The 16,989-nt window shown below is 33.6% G+C and carries 17 protein-coding genes; 9 read left to right on the plus strand and 8 right to left on the minus strand.

Translation table 11 applies throughout. The annotated features are described in order from the left end of the window. The first annotated feature begins 5 nt into the window (after positions 1-5). Together LL966_RS04195 and LL966_RS04200 are read left to right on the plus strand one after the other, a co-directional pair. Positions 6-1,775, plus strand: coding sequence for a RagB/SusD family nutrient uptake outer membrane protein (locus LL966_RS04195; protein ID WP_229350491.1), 1,770 nt, complete (start codon positions 6-8; stop codon positions 1,773-1,775). 363 nt (positions 1,776-2,138) lie between these two features. Beyond that, entirely contained in the window at positions 2,139-2,507 is a 369-nt protein-coding gene (locus tag LL966_RS04200; protein ID WP_184161783.1) for a SpoIIAA family protein, read from the plus strand. A gap of 53 nt (positions 2,508-2,560) precedes the next feature. Here LL966_RS04200 and LL966_RS04205 read toward each other — a convergent pair whose 3' ends face one another. From LL966_RS04205 to LL966_RS04215, 3 genes are read right to left on the minus strand one after another with little or no spacing between them, the layout of a single operon-like run. Beyond that, positions 2,561-2,833, minus strand: coding sequence for a PrgI family protein (locus LL966_RS04205; protein ID WP_229350493.1), 273 nt, complete (start codon positions 2,831-2,833; stop codon positions 2,561-2,563). Positions 2,834-2,865: 32 nt separating this feature from the next. Continuing rightward, complete coding sequence (locus LL966_RS04210) at positions 2,866-3,264, minus strand: hypothetical protein (RefSeq protein ID WP_229350495.1); 399 nt, start codon at positions 3,262-3,264, stop codon at positions 2,866-2,868. Positions 3,265-3,295: 31 nt separating this feature from the next. Then, positions 3,296-3,784: a hypothetical protein gene (locus LL966_RS04215; protein WP_229350497.1), complete on the minus strand. Its 489-nt coding sequence runs from the start codon at positions 3,782-3,784 to the stop codon at positions 3,296-3,298. A 235-nt stretch (positions 3,785-4,019) separates the two neighbouring features. On the opposite strand from LL966_RS04215, the gene LL966_RS04220 reads away from it, so the two are divergent. Next, a complete protein-coding gene (locus tag LL966_RS04220) occupies positions 4,020-4,493 on the plus strand; it encodes a CinA family protein (protein ID WP_229350499.1) in 474 nt (157 codons plus the stop codon). A gap of 40 nt (positions 4,494-4,533) precedes the next feature. On the opposite strand, the gene LL966_RS04225 is transcribed toward LL966_RS04220, so the two are convergent. Then, positions 4,534-5,451, minus strand: coding sequence for a DsbA family protein (locus LL966_RS04225; RefSeq protein WP_229350501.1), 918 nt, complete (start codon positions 5,449-5,451; stop codon positions 4,534-4,536). Between the two features lie 278 nt (positions 5,452-5,729). Here LL966_RS04225 and LL966_RS04230 point away from each other — a divergent pair, with 278 nt between their 5' ends. The 4 genes from LL966_RS04230 (at position 5,730) to LL966_RS04245 (ending at position 8,570) form a co-directional block, all read left to right on the plus strand. After that, a complete protein-coding gene (locus LL966_RS04230; protein ID WP_229350503.1) occupies positions 5,730-6,452 on the plus strand; it encodes a DUF1963 domain-containing protein in 723 nt (240 codons plus the stop codon). Between the two features lie 11 nt (positions 6,453-6,463). Beyond that, complete coding sequence (locus LL966_RS04235) at positions 6,464-7,216, plus strand: DKNYY domain-containing protein (protein WP_229350505.1); 753 nt, start codon at positions 6,464-6,466, stop codon at positions 7,214-7,216. 333 nt (positions 7,217-7,549) lie between these two features. Then, positions 7,550-7,948: a TlpA disulfide reductase family protein gene (locus LL966_RS04240; RefSeq protein ID WP_229350506.1), complete on the plus strand. Its 399-nt coding sequence runs from the start codon at positions 7,550-7,552 to the stop codon at positions 7,946-7,948. Between the two features lie 7 nt (positions 7,949-7,955). Further along, positions 7,956-8,570 carry a thioredoxin family protein gene (locus tag LL966_RS04245; RefSeq protein WP_229350508.1) on the plus strand — a complete coding sequence of 205 codons (615 nt, stop codon included), beginning with the start codon at positions 7,956-7,958 and terminating at the stop codon, positions 8,568-8,570. Positions 8,571-8,721: 151 nt separating this feature from the next. On the opposite strand, the gene LL966_RS04250 is transcribed toward LL966_RS04245, so the two are convergent. The 4 genes from LL966_RS04250 to LL966_RS04265 all read right to left on the minus strand — a co-directional run bounded on the left by LL966_RS04250 (position 8,722) and on the right by LL966_RS04265 (position 12,389). Then, a complete protein-coding gene (locus LL966_RS04250) occupies positions 8,722-9,948 on the minus strand; it encodes a PQQ-dependent sugar dehydrogenase (protein ID WP_229350510.1) in 1,227 nt (408 codons plus the stop codon). A 353-nt stretch (positions 9,949-10,301) separates the two neighbouring features. After that, complete coding sequence (locus tag LL966_RS04255) at positions 10,302-10,595, minus strand: DUF3861 domain-containing protein (protein WP_229350512.1); 294 nt, start codon at positions 10,593-10,595, stop codon at positions 10,302-10,304. Between the two features lie 19 nt (positions 10,596-10,614). Beyond that, on the minus strand, positions 10,615-11,346 hold the full coding sequence (locus LL966_RS04260; protein ID WP_229350514.1) for a LytR/AlgR family response regulator transcription factor: 732 nt from the start codon (positions 11,344-11,346) through the stop codon (positions 10,615-10,617). Continuing rightward, positions 11,343-12,389, minus strand: a complete 1,047-nt coding sequence (locus LL966_RS04265; RefSeq protein ID WP_229350516.1) for a sensor histidine kinase — start codon at positions 12,387-12,389, stop codon at positions 11,343-11,345. The genes LL966_RS04260 and LL966_RS04265 overlap by 4 nt, the downstream gene beginning before the upstream one ends. A gap of 266 nt (positions 12,390-12,655) precedes the next feature. Between LL966_RS04265 and LL966_RS04270 the strand changes: the two genes are divergently transcribed. After that, on the plus strand, positions 12,656-13,810 hold the full coding sequence (locus LL966_RS04270) for an efflux RND transporter periplasmic adaptor subunit (RefSeq protein WP_229350518.1): 1,155 nt from the start codon (positions 12,656-12,658) through the stop codon (positions 13,808-13,810). 5 nt (positions 13,811-13,815) lie between these two features. After that, complete coding sequence (locus tag LL966_RS04275; protein ID WP_229350520.1) at positions 13,816-16,983, plus strand: efflux RND transporter permease subunit; 3,168 nt, start codon at positions 13,816-13,818, stop codon at positions 16,981-16,983. The last annotated feature ends 6 nt before the right edge of the window (positions 16,984-16,989 follow it).

Here is a 16,989-nt window from a genome sequence, read left to right on the forward strand (position 1 = left end):
TTATTATGAAGACAAATACTATTTTTAATATAAAAACCTTAGCGATATTTTCTTTTATCTGGCTTTTTGCAAGTTGCACCAACCTTGACGAGGTAGTTTTAGATGAGGTTTTAGGAGATGATACTTCAAATCCTGCAGGAGCTTTAGCAGCAGCTTACGATCGTCTAGGAGACGGGACTTTTGTAGATCATGGCGGTGTTTTTTCTTTACAGGAATATTCTACAGATGAGGCAATCTTGCCAACACGTGGAAGTGACTGGGGAGATGGTGGAAAATGGAGAGACATGCACGAATTTACATGGAAATCGGATAATGCCGTTGTAGTGGATAACTGGAATAAATTGACAAACGGAATTACGCGTTCTCTAACAGCGATCCAGTCAATTGAAGAAAGTACAATTCCGCAGAAAAAATTATTTTTAGCCGAAGCAAAAGGACTTTTAGCGTATTATTTGTATACGACATTAGATTTGTACGGACAAGCGCCATACAGAGATCCGATGAACCCGAATGCGCCATTGCAAATTTTAAAAGCAGATACACAAATCGATGTTTTAATTGCTGATGTTGAAGCTTTAATTCCAGATTTGGCTGAAATGGGAACACAGCAAACGCACCACGGAAGATTTACAAAAGAAGCCGCTTATGCTTTCCTGAGTAATATGTATTTAAATCGTGCTGTTTTTAAAGATCGTTTAAATGCTTCTTCAGCTTTCAATTTTAATGAAGCAGCAGCAACTGGAACGGGAACCGATATGGATCGTGTAATTTATTATACTTCATTATTGATTAATTCTGGAAAATATACTTTAGAAAGTGATTATTTCAAAAATTTTGCAAGAGATAATGACAAAGGAAAAGAATTGATTTTTGCCATTTCTCAAAAGATTGATTACATCAGAAACGGTTCAAATAGTTTTGCGTATGTATGTATGGAGCGTAACCAAAGAACTTCTGCCGCCAACAGAGGAACCAATGCTGCTTGTACAACTCCAGAGTTTTTTGCCACTTGGAATGGTAATCATGATGATCCGAGATTCCAGCAAAAATACCAATACGCAGATGGAACTTGGTTTAAAAATGACGGTACAGATGTAAGTGTTCCAGCAACAGATATCGTTCCTAAAAGCGCTAATTTACCTTGGTTTCACTTTAATAGAGGAATCGAATTTGGACCACAATACGGACCAATCTTATTACAATCAGGTTCTCTAGAAATGGTTGGTGGACGTATTAAAGTTTCTCCATTATATATGGAAAAAAGTACCACAACAAGAATGGACTTTACACCATCTTTAACTTTCAAAAATCCTGCTCAAGCGGTTTTTGCTCAAAATGAAATCAATCAAGGAGCGCGTATTTTTAAATATGAATTTGATCCAGAAGGAGGAAACGGAAACAGTAATGTTGATATTCCTTTATTCCGTCTAGGAGGAATTTATACCATGAGAGCTGAAGCATATTTCAGAAAAGGAAATTCAGCATTAGCGATGGAAGATTTAAACAAATTGCGCACCAGCAGAAAAAGAGAAGCATTATTTGGAAGTGTTCCTGGTAAAGCGCTTACAGCAATAGATCAAACCGTTTTATATAATGAAATTGGTTTCGAATTATACTGGGAATTGTACAGAAGACCACAAATGATCCGTTTTGGAAAGTTTGATCTTCCAGGAACTGCAAAACCAGCTTCGCAGCCATACAGAAGAGTATTTCCAATTCCGCAGTCAACAATCGATGTGACTAAAGAATTCAAACAAAACCAAGGATACAATTAAGTTTGTGTGTTAGTTTTTTTTTATTTTTTCAAAAGCCTGTTTCGGAAGAGACAGGCTTTTCTTTTTTTGGAGGTTCTAAGTCTCTAAGGTTCTGAGGTGCTAAGGTTTTTGCTTCCGACTTTATTTGATTTTAATTATTAGCATTTTACACTGTAGAGATGCACTGCAGTGCATCTAACTCACTATACTAAAAACTTAGAAACTTAGAGACTTAGAACCTCAGAACCTTAAAAAAATATAATAAACGAACAGTTAAATATAAATAACATCTCTTTGATAATGAGTATATTTGATATGGTTTTGAACATCCTAGAAATGATTAAACTAAACTCATTACAATAACTCAAATAAGTATTACGCATTATGATACATCAAATAGATACTACGGATAATATTGTTGCCTTTAGAGCGTTAGCAGAAGTAACAAAAGAAGATTTTTTGACAGCAGTTGTGCCAGCAGTTGAGCATTTGGTAAAACAAACAAACGAAATTAATTTTCTATTGGTTTTAGATACCGATATTAAAAATTTCACGGCAGGAGCTTGGTTGCAAGATGCTCTTTTAGGATTAAAACATTTAGGAAAATGGAATAGAGCCGCAATTATTACCGATACCGATGAAATTATTTCTTTTACAAATGGTTTCAGTTTTATTGTTCCAGGCGAATTTAGAGGTTATAAAAAAGTAGATTTTAATAAAGCTTTAAATTGGGTTGAAGGAAATATTTCTTAAAACAGATAAAAAAAAGAGCACTTTAATAGTGCTCTTTTTTTATGGGATAAGGTTTAATGATTGTATTCAATTCCACTGCTAGATTTTGCATCACTTTTTTCTTTCGTAACCTGAGCATATTTTTTATAGCAAGCAGATGCTAAAATCGGTAAAGCGATGCTTCCTACAACTGCGCTAGCTTTTGTATGTCCAGTTTTTTTCAAAACAGCCGATACAATTAGAGCACCAACTCCTGCGCATACCATTTGTTTAACTGAAAGATTGATTGGTTTGTTTTGAGGTGTTATTCCGTGTAATAATGGATCTATGAAATTTAAATTCTCCATGATAGTTTAATTTATTTAGTTATACTTAAATTTTAATTTTTCCTGATTTCATTATCAGTTTCGCTCTCGATTTTTTCGATTTCTACCTTTTCTTTTTTAATTGCCTGACGTAATAACGCAAAAAGACTCATGTAAATATTTGCCATAAAGACTAGAGAAAACCCTGCCAAAATATAGCCTCTCCAATCATTTAACAAAAGTTTATAATCGCAAAGTACCAAAAACGCAATTGTGACATAATGGCTAAAGCAGTATTCGCACGTAAAGAGATAAAAGAACTTTCTCGACATCATATATTTGTCATTTTTTGAATGCCTGACACACCATTCATGCGGTTCCCTAAAAATCTCTTCATGTGTTACAGTCCAGCTGATACAGGCAATTGGAATTGCCAATACAAAAAGCCAGAAAAGTTGAACTCCTAAAGCCATGAGCGGATGTTTTATAATTTACAAATTCAGGTTATTCTCTAGGATGATTTTCTGGATAATGCTCTGCATCAAAATCGTCAAGCTCTTCATCATCATCCAAATCTCTGTCTTTTTCGACATCATTTTCAGGATCTAAATCAGGATCATAGTCTTCATTTAAATCGCTTTCTGTGTCATCATTTGTAATGGCATCATCTTCGTTGATAATTCTCTCTTCATTCGGAATATTTTCAGATCGAATAGTTGTATTAGGTTCAAAATCGCCTAGAGGATGTTTCGGATCTTCAATAAATTCTTCCTGATATTGAAACGGATCTTCATCTCGCGCATAATTATCATTATCAACTAATGTATTTTGTTCATAATAATCAGGATCGCTTTCTCCAAATTCTCTGTTATCGTGTTTTTTCAAGTCTTGTTTGTATTGATCTTCATTAGAAAGAGTTCCATCAACAAGCGTATTTTGATCGATATAATCAGGATCGTACTGACCATATTCGTGGTTATGTTCTTTTTCCATAATGCTAAATTTTTAGATTACTATTTGTACGGTAGCAAATCTTTCCTAATTGAAAATTTACTGTATATACAAAATTAACAATCGAACACAACGAAGTTCTTACAGGAATTTTAAATATAGTTGTATAATTAACAGTTACTTATAATATAAGAACAGAGAGTAATTGTATAAAATTTCTCACTTTAAAAGATTTTACATTTGATTAGAAAAAAAAGTTGAATTAAAAATAAAAGATATGGCTTCTGATAAAGTAACTGCCTGCTGCCAAGCCTTAATAGAGAAAAACTTGACAATCTCTTTTGTAGAAAGTGCCTCTGCTGGAAAAATGTGTTATGAATTTTCGACGGTGATTAATTCAGGCAGAATTTTGATAGGAGGAATTGTGTGTTATCATACCTCTATGAAAGAAGATTTACTACTAATTCCATGGGGAACAATCGAAAAATATAGTGCCGAATCGGCTGAGGTTACAAAATTGATGGCACAGCATTTTTATCGTTATGCGAATTCAGATATCTGTGTTGCCTTAACTGGATTAACAACGCCTGGAGGAAGTGAAAGTGAATCGAAGCCAGTTGGAACTATTTTTTTGCATATCATTTTTAAAGAAAAACATATCGCCAAACGTTATGAATTTAAAGGAAATCCAAAAAGCATTATTGATCAAGCAATTGATGTTGTAGCAGATTTGATTTTGAAAGAGATTTAAAAAGCCATAAAATTTTGATTTATTTATGGCTTCTTTTTAGTTACTTTCTACTGTAAAGCGAACCATTCTTTATGGTCTTTTTATTTAAAAAACCTTGTTGGTATAATTTCTCTAAAATAATTTGAGCATCAGAATACGTTTTATCTAAAATTACAGCATATTCTTTTGGAGCTAACGTCGGAAAAACATCAAAAATAGCCAACGGATTTTCATTCTTAAAACTCTTCTTTTTAGCTTCTGGAAACAAAGCAAGCAAAGCATTTTCATAAGACGCATAAGGTTTAGAACCATAAACGGTAAGTTGACTTTGATTTCCATCAGAAAAAAACAAAGTAGGAAAACCTCTTACACCAAGTGTTTTTCCTAGATTTAGATCTTCTTCAAAATGTATTTTTGCATCACCATCATAATCTGTTTTTAACTTTTGCACATCTAGACCAGCATTTTTTGCAGCTTCAGCAATAACATCCCATTTAGCGATATTCTTTTTATCGAGATATAATTTTTCACGAAGAATTCTCATAAAATAAACAGCTTTGTGTTTACTCTGAATCTGAGCTGCTTTCATAGCAATGCAAGACGGATAAGAAGAATTTAGAGGGTCTTCCAGCCAAACACCGCCATCAATTGGCATTTCGTAATGTAAACTAGCTTCATCCCAATGATGAGCAACATCTGAAGGTTTGCTGATACCTCCGCTGTTGTAACTCCAATCAGGAAGTAATCCGCCCATTCTGTAATCAATTTCAAAATAATCTCCATATTCCAATTTTAATTTTCTAAGCTGAGGTTCAATTCCCCAGCAAGAAGAACAAATTGGATCTGTGTAATAAACAATTTTTATAGGTTTATTTTCTGTTGAAATATTTGTAGTTTCATTTGATTTTTCGCTGATAGGCATTTCACACATTCCACTAACAGAATCACATAATAAAGGATTTGTCTTTTCTTCACTCATTTTTGAACTAGTTTGTGATTGGCAGCTCGCACTGTAAATCAAGATTAATAACAGCGAGAGTATTTTCATACGCTTGTTTTTTATTTTAGCAAATTTCCGCTGAATTTAAACGAAAATCAATTAGTCAAAAAAACATGACTAGGCAATTTTAACAAATTGTCATTTTTCTCTAAAAAATAGATTATGAACAATAAAGTAATTGCAATCTTACAAGTAATTGTTTATTTTCACGTTTAATAATTTAAAAGCCAAAATCAACATTATAATTTTTGAAGAAAATGAAAAACGAAATTTTTGATATCATTGAATTACGACCAGCTACGAAACACTATTATGGAGATAGTTTAAAAATGCCAGAAATACTTTTACAAGACGGTTTGTTAGTAAAAGCAGGAACTTTGGATATTCCACTAGGACATTCTCGTTATGGCGGACCAATTGCCGATCTTCCTAAAAATTTTGAATATCCAAAAGATTTGCGATTTGCCGCTCAATTAGATCTAAAACAAATTGCAGTGCATGACAAATCTGGACTCTTACCAAAAACAGGACATTTATTTTTCTTCGCAGATATTATGGAAGATAAAGGTTTAGTAGTTTACAGCGATATTGCTAATGCTGAATTAGAAAGAGTAGTCAAAGATCATGAGGATAATTTCTTTGAAGGAGTTTTAATAAAATCAGCATTTTCTTCGACCGAGAAATTATCTAGCCGTTATCGTCAGCCTGAAGATGAAGACGAAGAAGAAGATACAAATGAAGACGGTGTTTTATGGGATTATTTTGAAGGAAGTGAAACTTCTAAAATCTTCGGAATCTTTACGCATTGCCAAGCGCAAGAACAAGAAATATTAGATGTTGTAAATTCAGATAAAATAGTGCTTTTGCAAATAGGAGAGAACGGATTTAATGATGAAGGAGTGTTTAGTGTTTTAATTGATAAAAATGATTTGAAGGATTTGAATTTTGATAATTGTGAATTTTACTGGGGACAATCATAAAAAAAGAAAAAATGGTTAAAGATTTAGGACACGGTTATAAAATTATAGACAACAAATTTATTCTTCGTTATGATAGTGAAGTTTTTAAAAAGTTTTATAAGATTATAGACTTCGAAACATTCAAAATCACGGCAACAAATGCTGAGTTCGATAATGACGGATTTGCTTCGACAGTTTATTTTGAAGATAAAAAGCATATTTATTTAGAAAGTGCTTTTACTAGTTTTTGTATTTTAGAAGATGCTAAACCTGATGATTTTAAAGTAGTAGATATTAAGAAAGGATATACTTTTTCAAACAGAAACTATTACCGTCACAATGATAAAATGCCTTTTGATTTAAGTAAAGCAAAACACCTCAATGATTATCATATTCAAGTTGATGATCAATTGTATTTTGGCGATGTAATTTTAATTGAAAACGTAGATTTAAAATCATTTAAGATTCCGTATCCAGATTTGATTCAAAACCTAGCGATTGATAAGAAGCATGTTTTTTTTAAAGGAAAGATAATTCCTGAAGCAAATGCGCAGACTTTTAAAATTCTAGAAGGCTGTTTAGATGGAACTTATTATTTGGAATGTGATAATGCATTTTATGCGAAAGATGATAAATATGCCTATTTCATAAGAACAATCAGTGATGAAGTAAAAGTTATAAAATCAAAAAGTCTGAAAGATTTTCACTTTAAAGTTATTAATGAAAAAGGTTATGCTTTTGACAATGAGTACAGTTATTATATGGGAAAAAGAACAAAACTATAGTCAGGTAAATGAGTTGGGAAATAGCATTAAACGAAATAAAAGAAAAATACTATAAGTAACAACTAATGAAAAAATAATAGTGCGAGAAATCTAATAGTTTATTGACAACTTACGATTCATAAATCTTAGCGACTTAGTATCTTAGTTTCTTACCATCTTTAAAAAAAAACACATTAAATTTTCATTAACAAAATCTAATTTGGCATTAGTTTACATTTGTAAGACACAAATTAAATTTAGATGCTAAAGTCTACTAAAAATAAACTTTTAAAGATTTCTTTTTTCCTTTTCCTGTTATTTTCAATTAAAGGATATAATCAGAACGTAAAACTTTTGAATATTGATCAATTAAATGAAAGAATCAAAAACGGGAAAGATAGTACGTATGTTGTCAATTTTTGGGCAACTTGGTGTGCGCCTTGCATCAAAGAATTGCCACATTTTGAAAAACTAAGCGCTGAACACAAGTCAGAAAAACTGGCTGTTTTATTAGTAAGCTTAGACTTTAAATCAAAATTAGAATCGAATGTTATTCCGTTTGTAAAAAAGAAGAATTTAAAGAATCAAGTTTTTCTCTTAAACGAAAGCGACCCACAACAATTTATTGACCGAATTGATCCATCTTGGTCAGGAAGTATTCCGGCAACTCTTTTTATAAAAAATGATAAAAGAAAATTTGTTGAAAGCGAATTTACCTACGAACAATTATTAACTGAATATAAAAAACTGTAAATATCCCATGAAGAAAATAATCTTATTATTAGCATTAGCTTTTTCTGCTTTTCTTTCGCAAGCACAAAATGCTGTAACGCTTAAAGCGGGTGACAAAGCACCAGATTTTAAGTTGAAAAACGTAGACAATAAAGAAGTTTCTTTCGGAACTTTTAAAGATGCCAAAGGATATATTGTTGTTTTTACTTGTAACACTTGTCCATACGCAATAGGGTATGAGCAAAGAATTATCGATTTAGATAAAAAATTCAGACCTCAAGGATATCCTGTAATTGCCATTAATCCAAATGATCCAGAAGCTTCTAAAGCAGATACTTTTGCAAAAATGCAAGATTTAGCAAAAGACAAAAAATATCCTTTTCCTTATTTATTTGATCCCGGACAAAAAATTACTGATGAATATGGTGCAAAACGTACGCCTCATATTTTCATAGTTTCAAAAACTTCAAAAGGAAATGTATTAGAATATGTTGGAGCAATAGACAATGATCCAGAAGGAAACAAACCTGAAAAAGTAAAATATGCAGAAGATGTAATTGCGTCTTTAAAAAGTGGTCAAAAACCAGCTGTAACGCAAACAAAAGAAATTGGCTGTACGGTTAAAAGAAAAGCGAAAGCTTAAAAAAAAATGTTTTTTTGTTTCAGGTTTCAAGTTGCTCACTTAACATCTAACATTAAACCTAAAACTTGAGACAAAACAATTCATAAAATACGAAACGCCCCATTTTACTGGGGCGTTTTTGGCTAGTATAATGAACAAGTTTTACTTATTTCTATTTTTTATCAATTTTATAAAGTCTTCCTTGATCGGTAACGGCGTATAATGCTTCATCTTTTCCTTGTGTAATATCTCTAAATCTTTGCCCTTCGCTGGCCAATAATCTTTCTTCTCCGGCCACTTTGTTATCTTTAAATGCTAAACGAACAATATGTTGACCGCTTAAAGCACCGATAAAAAGGTTATTCTGCCACTCTGGAACACGTTTTCCTGCGTAAAAAGTCATACCACTTGGAGAAACAACAGGATCCCAATAATAAACGGGTTGTTCCAATCCTTCTTTTTGTGTTATTCCATCTCCAATTTTTGCTCCGCCATACTCAATTCCGTATGTAATTGTTGGCCAGCCGTAATTGGCTCCAGCAGTTATTCTGTTAATTTCATCGCCACCTCTTGGACCATGTTCGCTTTGCCATAATTCACCGCTAGTAGGATGAAGTGCCAATCCTTGCGGATTTCTATGCCCGATCGAGTAAAGTTCTGGTAAAGCACCAGTTCCAGTAATAATTGGATTTCCGGCTGCTGCTTGGCCACTAGTAGTAATTCGGACAACTTTACCCAAACTGCTATTTACAGCTTGCGCCAACGGACGTGTTTGTAAAACAGATCTTTCTCCGATACTTACAAATAAATTTCCAGTTTTGTCAAATAAAACGCGGCCTCCATAATGTAGCGTACTCGCATTTGGTGTATTAGAACGATAAATAACAGTTACATTTTCCAGCGCCGTTTCGTTGTCAGATATTCTGCCTTTCGCAACAGCGGTAATATTTCCGCCAGCTACAGCTTCAGAAAAAGCCCAATAAATCATTCTATTTGTTGCGTATGAAGGATCTAGACAAATTCCTAATAAACCTCCCTGATCTGCAGGATTAACAGCTGGAACACCTGTAAGCGCATTACCAATGACACCCGCTTGTGTAACAATTCTTATTTTACCTGCTTTTTCAGTTACTAAAAGACGTCCGTCTGGAAGATATGCAACTCCCCAAGGAGCACTTAAACCGTTGGTGATAACTTTAGATTCAATTTCTGTAGTAGTTTGAATGCTTCCAGCACGAGTTTGTCCAGCAAATGCAGGCTGGTATGTAGTGTTTGCAGTGCCTGTTTCTACAGGAGGTCCAGTTGGTCCAGTATTGGCGCTGTCATCGTTATCATTGTTGGAACAGCTGCTTAAGACAAGCAATCCAACAAGTAGAAAAATATTTTTTTGAATTATCATAATTTTTTCATTTTTAATGGTTAAAAAATAATTTTTGCAATATCGAACAAATCGAAAGTGAAAAATATATTTTAGAGATTCATTAAAATGAAATGGTCAGCTTCAAACAAAATGCTCTTTAATTTTCAATTAAGATTGCCTAAATGCTTATGCCATTTTTTATAAGAAATAATTCAATTTCAAAAAAGAAATTAAACTTCTTTTGGAAAGCATTTAGTGGGACATGCTTAATTTTAACGGAAAATTGTTACAAAATATTGCCAGACAAAATAAGATAACTTCTTTTTTTAAGTAAATTTAATATTGAAATTGGAAGTAAAAATAGTGCTGAACACTTATTTTTAAAGGAATTTTTATAGACTTTTAAGCTTCTTCATAAAAACAGGAAAAACTTCATTTAACTCGTCAAAAAGTGGATTTTTTCGATTCTTTATTTTGATTTCACTAAATAATTTTAGTCCCAAAGCAAATTGAATGGCTTCTGATTCATTCGCAAAAATGTTTTTGTCTTTGATTCTTTCTATAATGCTGAAAATCTCGTCGTGATTGTCAAATTCAATTCCTATTTCTTTTGCTGGCTCAGTTTCGCCATTTGCATATTGTTTTAGACTTAAAGTCAGATAATATTTGTTTGATCTTTTTTCCATGATATTTGTAATTCTAATTTTATTTCAGCCATTTATCGACTACGATTTTAAAGGCTTCTTTGTATTGTTCGCCAACTGTAATTTCGATTTTATCGATAAAAATGGAGTTTTTACTAATAGCGCTTATTTTGTCAAGTGAAACGATGAAAGAGCGATGAACTCGCATGAATTTTGAAGAAGGAAGTTTTTCTTCTAAAGCTTTTAATGAAATCAACGACAATAAAGCTTTTTGAGAATCTTCCAAATGTACTTTTACATAATCTTTTAAACTTTCTATGTAGCAAATGTCTTTGAGTGAGATTCTAACCCATTGATATTCTACTTTTAAAAAGATAAATTCGTCGTCTAAAGTAACGGTTTGAAATTGATTGTTCGATTCTTCATGCAATTGCAAGACTTTGCTGGAAGCACGTAGAAATTCTTCGTAGCTAAAAGGTTTTAAAAGATAATCAACAGCGTTTACTCTATATCCTTCAATTGCATAATGATTGTATGCTGTCGTAAAAATGATTTTTGGTAAAGGTCCAGCTTGGTCTTGAATAAGTCGTGCCAATTCCATTCCGGTTAGATTTGGCATATTGATATCTAAGAAAACAACATCTGGTTTTTCTTCTCTGATAATGCCCATCGCTTCGACGGCATTGTCGCAAGTGGTAATGAGTTCTAAAAAAGGAGTTTGTTCTATAAAGGTTTCTACCAGTTTTAAAGCCAATGGTTCATCATCTACTGCTATGCATTTTAATACTGTCATTGCTCTAAATTTATTTTCAATTTAATTTTATATGTTCCGTGATCGGTAACTCCAAAAGTGATGAAATGCTGATTGGGATAAATCAATTGCAATCTTCGTTTGGTGTTTGTTAAACCAATTCCGCCTACATCTGAAACAGCCGTTTTTTCGAAGAAAGTATTTTCTACTTCAAATTCCAGATTGCTTACGTCTTGAGTAAGCTTAATGTGAATTTCGCTCTTATCTGTAGCATGAACGCCATGTTTAAAAGCATTTTCTACTAAAGGTAATAATAACATCGGAACAATCGGATAATCATGTATTTTTTCAGGAATGTCTGTTGTAATGGTCAATTTGCTATTGGCTCTAAGTTTCATCAAAGCAATAAAATCTCTCATAAATTCTGCTTCTTTAAGCAATGTCGTTTTTTCTTCGGTGCTGTAAAGCAGGTAACGCATCATTCGACTTAATGTGTGCAAGGCATTTCGAGAATCTTCAATATCGGTGTAAGTAAGCGAATAAATGCTATTTAAGGAATTAAAGAAAAAATGCGGATTAATCTGAGCCTTCAACATAGCCAATTCGGCTACAGTTTTATCTTGTTCCAATTTTTGTTTGTGCTGTGCCGCTTTTTGCCAATACTGTAACATTGCCCAGCTTGTACTTATTCCTAAAACTAAAAGTGTCAAGGTAAAAACGTAATTATCAAAATAAGGATTCTTGTACTTTGTAAAACCAATTGCCTTACTGATTTGATTATGTAAATCTGTTTGAGAAGTATAAAAATAGGCAATCAGCTGCATGGTAAAAATTGCCAGAAATGCCCAAAATAAAAATAGCGAAGTATTGTCTTTAATAATTGTTCTAGGAACAATGATTTTTGCTGTAGAATAAAAAACAACAATCAATAAAAACAAGATAATACTCTGCCAAAGCCAAAATGCTGACGGAAGCACAACATTCCAAGTTAATGGAATATAAAACAACATAAGATAGCCCAGTAAAAACCACCCAAGAATATGTAATCCAGTGAATAAGTAGGGTCTAAAAAAGTTTGGTGACATTGTAATTTATGATTTTAAAGGCAATATTACATTTTATTTGAATAGGATTTTTAAGCAATCGCCCAATCCGAATTTAGAGCCTCTAAAAAGCGTTTTAGAGCCGACGGGATAAAAATTAAACGCTTGTTTAATATTAATAAAAAAACCATCGGTTCTTAACTAATCTTTGTCGATTCTCATTCGCTCTTCGTCTATTTGAAAATTTTCGTTTGTTATAATTTATTTATTTTGTTGTCATATAATAGATAAATCACACATTTTTCACAATGAAGAAGCAATCATTTTTAAGTATTCTAGCAGCATCACTTATTATCGCATCTTGCGGTAAAAATGATAAATCGGCTCAGGCTGGTGGAGCGCCACAGATAAAAGAGTATAAAACTGTGACGTTACAACAGGAATCTGCTATATTAAACAGCGACTTTCCAGCTAGTATTCAGGGACAACAAAACATAGAAATTCGACCAAGAGTTGAAGGTTATATCGATAAAATTTTTGTAGATGAAGGAGCAGTTGTAAAAGCTGGACAGCCTTTATTTAAAATTAGTGCTCCAGAGTATGAGCAGCAAGTTCGTACTGCAACTGCGAGTATTAAAAGTGCTCAAGCTGAAGTTAGTTCAGCTAAATTGGCTGTCAATAAAGTAAAACCTTTGGTTGAAAAAGGAATCATCAGTAAATATGATTTAGAATCTGCACAATATACTTATGAATCTGCAATGGCCAATTTAGCACAGGCAAATGCTGCTTTAGTAAATGCTAAAACCAATTTAGGATATACAACAGTTACAAGCCCTGTAAACGGTGTTGTAGGTTCAATTCCATTTCGTTTAGGAAGTTTGGTAAGTTCTAACACAACAGAACCTTTAACTACAGTTTCAAGTATTGGAAATGTTTACGCTTATTTTGCAATGAATGAAAAAACCTTATTGAATTTTACTAAAGATTCAGGGTCTTCATTAAACCAAAAACTAAAAAGCATGCCAGCAGTTTCTCTATTGCTTTCAGATGGTTCTGCTTACGAAGAAAAAGGTCATATCGAAACCGTAAACGGATTAATCAATACAGAAACGGGTACGGTAAATGTTAGAGCGCGTTTCCCAAATTCAAAAGGAATTATCAGAAGCGGAAGCAGTACTACAGTTCGAATTCCAAAAGAAGTAAAAGACGGGATTATTATTCCTCAAAGTGCCACTTTTGAACTTCAAGATAAAATGTTTGCAGTAGTTTTAGGAAAAGACAAGAAGACAAGAAATGCAAACATCACCGTGCTTGAAAATACAGCAGGAAACTATTATGTAGTAACAAGCGGTTTAAATCCAGGTGACGAAATAGTTTTAGAAGGAGTAGCTTCTCTAAAAGAAGGAACTGAAATTAAAGCTCAAAATCAAAAACCAGAAACGGTTTACGCTGACTTAAAATAAGACAAATGTTTAAAAAATTTATACAAAGACCCGTACTCTCGACGGTAATATCTGTTATTATCGTTATTTTAGGTGTTTTAGGCCTAATTGAGCTACCGATTTCTCAATATCCAGATATTGCTCCTCCAACCGTAAACGTGGCGGCAAGTTATACAGGAGCTAACGCCGATGTAGTTTTGAAAAGTATCGTAATTCCGTTGGAAGAGCAGATTAATGGTGTAGAAAACATGACTTACATGACTTCTACTGCAACTAATGACGGAAATGCTTCAATCAAAATTTTCTTTAAAGTAGGAACTAATCCTGATTTAGCAGCGGTAAACGTTCAAAACAGGGTTTCTAGAGCAACTAGTTTATTACCTGTTGAGGTAACTCAAGCCGGTGTAACGGTTACGAAAAGCCAAAGTAGTAACTTATTGATTTTCTCTTTATATAGTGATGATAAAGCTTACGACCAGACGTTTCTTCAGAATTACGCGAAGATCAATCTTGTGCCACAAATTCAGCGTGTTGTTGGAGTAGGTGATGTAACCGTTTTTGGTGCAAAAGACTACTCAATGAGAATCTGGCTGAAACCAGATGTAATGCAGCAATACAAACTGATTCCGAGTGATATTTCGGCTGCATTGGCAGAACAGAATATAGAAGCTGCACCAGGTAAATTTGGTGAGAATGGAAATCAGGCTTTTCAATATGTAATCAAATACAAAGGACGTTTAACAAGCGCTCAGGAATTTGAGAATATTGTTATAAAATCTGTTGGAAATGGACAGATGTTAAGACTTAAAGATGTGGCTAAAGTAGAGTTAGGTTCTTTAAGTTATTCCTCAACAATTAAAACAAACGGTGTAGAGTCGGCGGCGATGGCAATTAGCCAGACTCCTGGATCAAACGCACGTGATGTAATTATCAATTCTAAAAAATTGATTGAAGAAGCAGCGAAGAGTTTTCCAAAAGGAATGAAATACACCATTATGGTGGATGTTAACGAAAATTTAGATGCTTCTATTGAGAAAGTAATTCATACTTTGATTGAAGCTTTTATATTAGTTTTCATCGTAGTATTTATTTTCCTTCAAGATTTTAGATCAACTTTAATTCCAGCGATTGCAGTTCCGGTTGCGATTGTGGGTACGTTCTTCTTCCTAAATTTATTCGGATTTACGATTAACTTGTTAACGCTTTTTGCGATGGTATTGGCCATTGGTATTGTCGTCGATGATGCGATTGTGGTCGTCGAGGCGGTGCATGCCAAACTAGATGACGGATATAAATCGGCTAAGAAAGCGACTATTCATGCAATGGACGAAATTTCTGGAGCGATTATCTCGATTACATTGGTAATGGCTGCGGTATTTATTCCAGTAACATTTATTACAGGATCAACAGGGGTTTTCTACAAACAATTTGGTATTACGCTGGCCGTTGCAATTATTCTTTCTGCGGTAAATGCCTTGACCTTGAGTCCAGCGTTATGTGCACTTTTACTGAAACCACATGCTGACGATCATAAACATAAAAGTTATTTACAGCGTTTTTATACTTCTTTCAACGTTGCTTTTGATAATGTAACGCAAAGATACAAGCGTTCGGTAAGTTTCCTTTCTGTGAAAAAATGGATTGCTTTGGGTTCTATTTTATTTGCAGGTTTGGCATTATTTTATATGATGAAAACTACGCCATCTGCTTTCGTTCCATCAGAAGATCAGGGAACTGTTTTTGCGAATATTAGTTTGCCGCCATCAGCTTCTATGGAACGTTCTGATATTATTGCAAAAAGAGTAGACAGTATTGCTAAGACTATTCCAGGAGTTAAAAATACACTTCGTATCGTTGGACAAAACTTTACCGCTGGTGCTGGTAGTGCTTATAGTATGGTTATTGTAAAATTGAAACCATGGGACGAACGTGATCTTAGTGTTGATGATGTAATCGGACAGCTTTTTGCTAAAACAAGCGGAATTCGTGAGGCTAGTATCTTCTTTATTTCGCCACCAACTATTCAAGGTTTTGGGCAAAGTGGTGGATTCGAATTTCAGTTACAAGATAAAGGAGGACATACGACTGCCGAATTCTTTAAAGTAAACAACGAATTCTTAGCTAAATTATCTGAACGTCCAGAAATACAATATGCAACAACTCCTTTTAATCCAGGATTCCCACAGTATATGATGGATATCAATTTAGCAAAAGCGAAAGATGCTGGAGTTTCTGTAAACACGATTCTATCGACTATGCAAGGATATTATGGTGGATTGTATGCTTCTAATTTCAATAAATTCGGAAAACAATACCGTGTAATGGTTCAGGCAGCTCCAGAATTTAGAGCTAATACTGAAGGGCTGAATAAAATTTTCGTTAGAAATAGTGCAGGGAATATGGCGCCAATTACCGAGTTTGTGAAAATGACCAGAGTATTTGGACCAGAATCAATTTCAAGATTTAACTTGTTTACGTCAATTTCGATTACAGGAGCACCAAAACCTGGTTATAGTTCTGGAGATGCTATTAAGGCAATTCAGGAAGTGGCAGCAGAAAATCTTCCAGCAGGCTATGGTTATGAGTTTTCTGGATTAACACGTGAGGAATTAGCTTCTGGAAGTGAAACTATATTCATTTTCGTATTATGTTTGGTTTTCGTTTATTTCTTATTAAGTGCGCAGTACGAAAGTTACATTTTACCATTTGCAGTATTATTATCAATTCCGTTTGGATTGGCAGGAGCTTATTTGTTCTCAATTATATTTAAATTGAATAGTAATATCTATTTACAAATTTCCTTAATTATGTTGATTGGACTTCTGGCGAAGAACGGTATTTTGATTGTCGAATTTGCTTTAGATAGAAGACGTAAAGGTTTGCCAGTCGTACAAGCAGCAATCGAAGGAGCCGTAGCACGTTTACGTCCGATTTTGATGACTTCATTCGCCTTTATTTTAGGATTAGTTCCGTTGATGTTTGCTTCTGGTGCAGGAGCTGTCGGTAATAAATCGATTGGTACTGGAGCCGTTGGAGGTATGTTGATTGGTACTATCTTAGGAGTGTTTGTGATTCCTGTGTTGTTTATTATTTTCCAAAATTTACAGGAAAAAATCAGCGGACCTGCCAAAGATGGTTATGATGATGACGACGATGACGACGATATTCATTTAATAGAAGCTCACAAAGAGTAAAATTTA

This window comes from Flavobacterium chungbukense (genome assembly GCF_020805785.1).
GTDB classification, from domain to species: Bacteria; Bacteroidota; Bacteroidia; order Flavobacteriales; family Flavobacteriaceae; genus Flavobacterium; species Flavobacterium chungbukense.

Excerpts from the sequence above, each read along its gene's own strand:
- LL966_RS04210 (WP_229350495.1), bottom strand. The coding sequence starts at position 3,264 with ATGGCTTTAGGAGTTCAACTTTTCTGGCTTTTTGTATTGGCAATTCCA.
- LL966_RS04200 (WP_184161783.1), top strand. The coding sequence starts at position 2,139 with ATGATACATCAAATAGATACTACGGATAATATTGTTGCCTTTAGAGCG.
- LL966_RS04225 (WP_229350501.1), bottom strand. The coding sequence starts at position 5,451 with ATGAGTGAAGAAAAGACAAATCCTTTATTATGTGATTCTGTTAGTGGA.
- LL966_RS04195 (WP_229350491.1), top strand. The coding sequence starts at position 6 with ATGAAGACAAATACTATTTTTAATATAAAAACCTTAGCGATATTTTCT.
- LL966_RS04255 (WP_229350512.1), bottom strand. The coding sequence starts at position 10,595 with ATGGAAAAAAGATCAAACAAATATTATCTGACTTTAAGTCTAAAACAA.
- LL966_RS04215 (WP_229350497.1), bottom strand. The coding sequence starts at position 3,784 with ATGGAAAAAGAACATAACCACGAATATGGTCAGTACGATCCTGATTAT.
- LL966_RS04265 (WP_229350516.1), bottom strand. The coding sequence starts at position 12,389 with ATGTCACCAAACTTTTTTAGACCCTACTTATTCACTGGATTACATATT.
- LL966_RS04230 (WP_229350503.1), top strand. The coding sequence starts at position 5,730 with ATGAAAAACGAAATTTTTGATATCATTGAATTACGACCAGCTACGAAA.
- LL966_RS04245 (WP_229350508.1), top strand. The coding sequence starts at position 7,956 with ATGAAGAAAATAATCTTATTATTAGCATTAGCTTTTTCTGCTTTTCTT.
- LL966_RS04275 (WP_229350520.1), top strand. The coding sequence starts at position 13,816 with ATGTTTAAAAAATTTATACAAAGACCCGTACTCTCGACGGTAATATCT.
- LL966_RS04260 (WP_229350514.1), bottom strand. The coding sequence starts at position 11,346 with ATGACAGTATTAAAATGCATAGCAGTAGATGATGAACCATTGGCTTTA.
- LL966_RS04205 (WP_229350493.1), bottom strand. The coding sequence starts at position 2,833 with ATGGAGAATTTAAATTTCATAGATCCATTATTACACGGAATAACACCT.
- LL966_RS04220 (WP_229350499.1), top strand. The coding sequence starts at position 4,020 with ATGGCTTCTGATAAAGTAACTGCCTGCTGCCAAGCCTTAATAGAGAAA.
- LL966_RS04270 (WP_229350518.1), top strand. The coding sequence starts at position 12,656 with ATGAAGAAGCAATCATTTTTAAGTATTCTAGCAGCATCACTTATTATC.
- LL966_RS04250 (WP_229350510.1), bottom strand. The coding sequence starts at position 9,948 with ATGATAATTCAAAAAAATATTTTTCTACTTGTTGGATTGCTTGTCTTA.
- LL966_RS04235 (WP_229350505.1), top strand. The coding sequence starts at position 6,464 with ATGGTTAAAGATTTAGGACACGGTTATAAAATTATAGACAACAAATTT.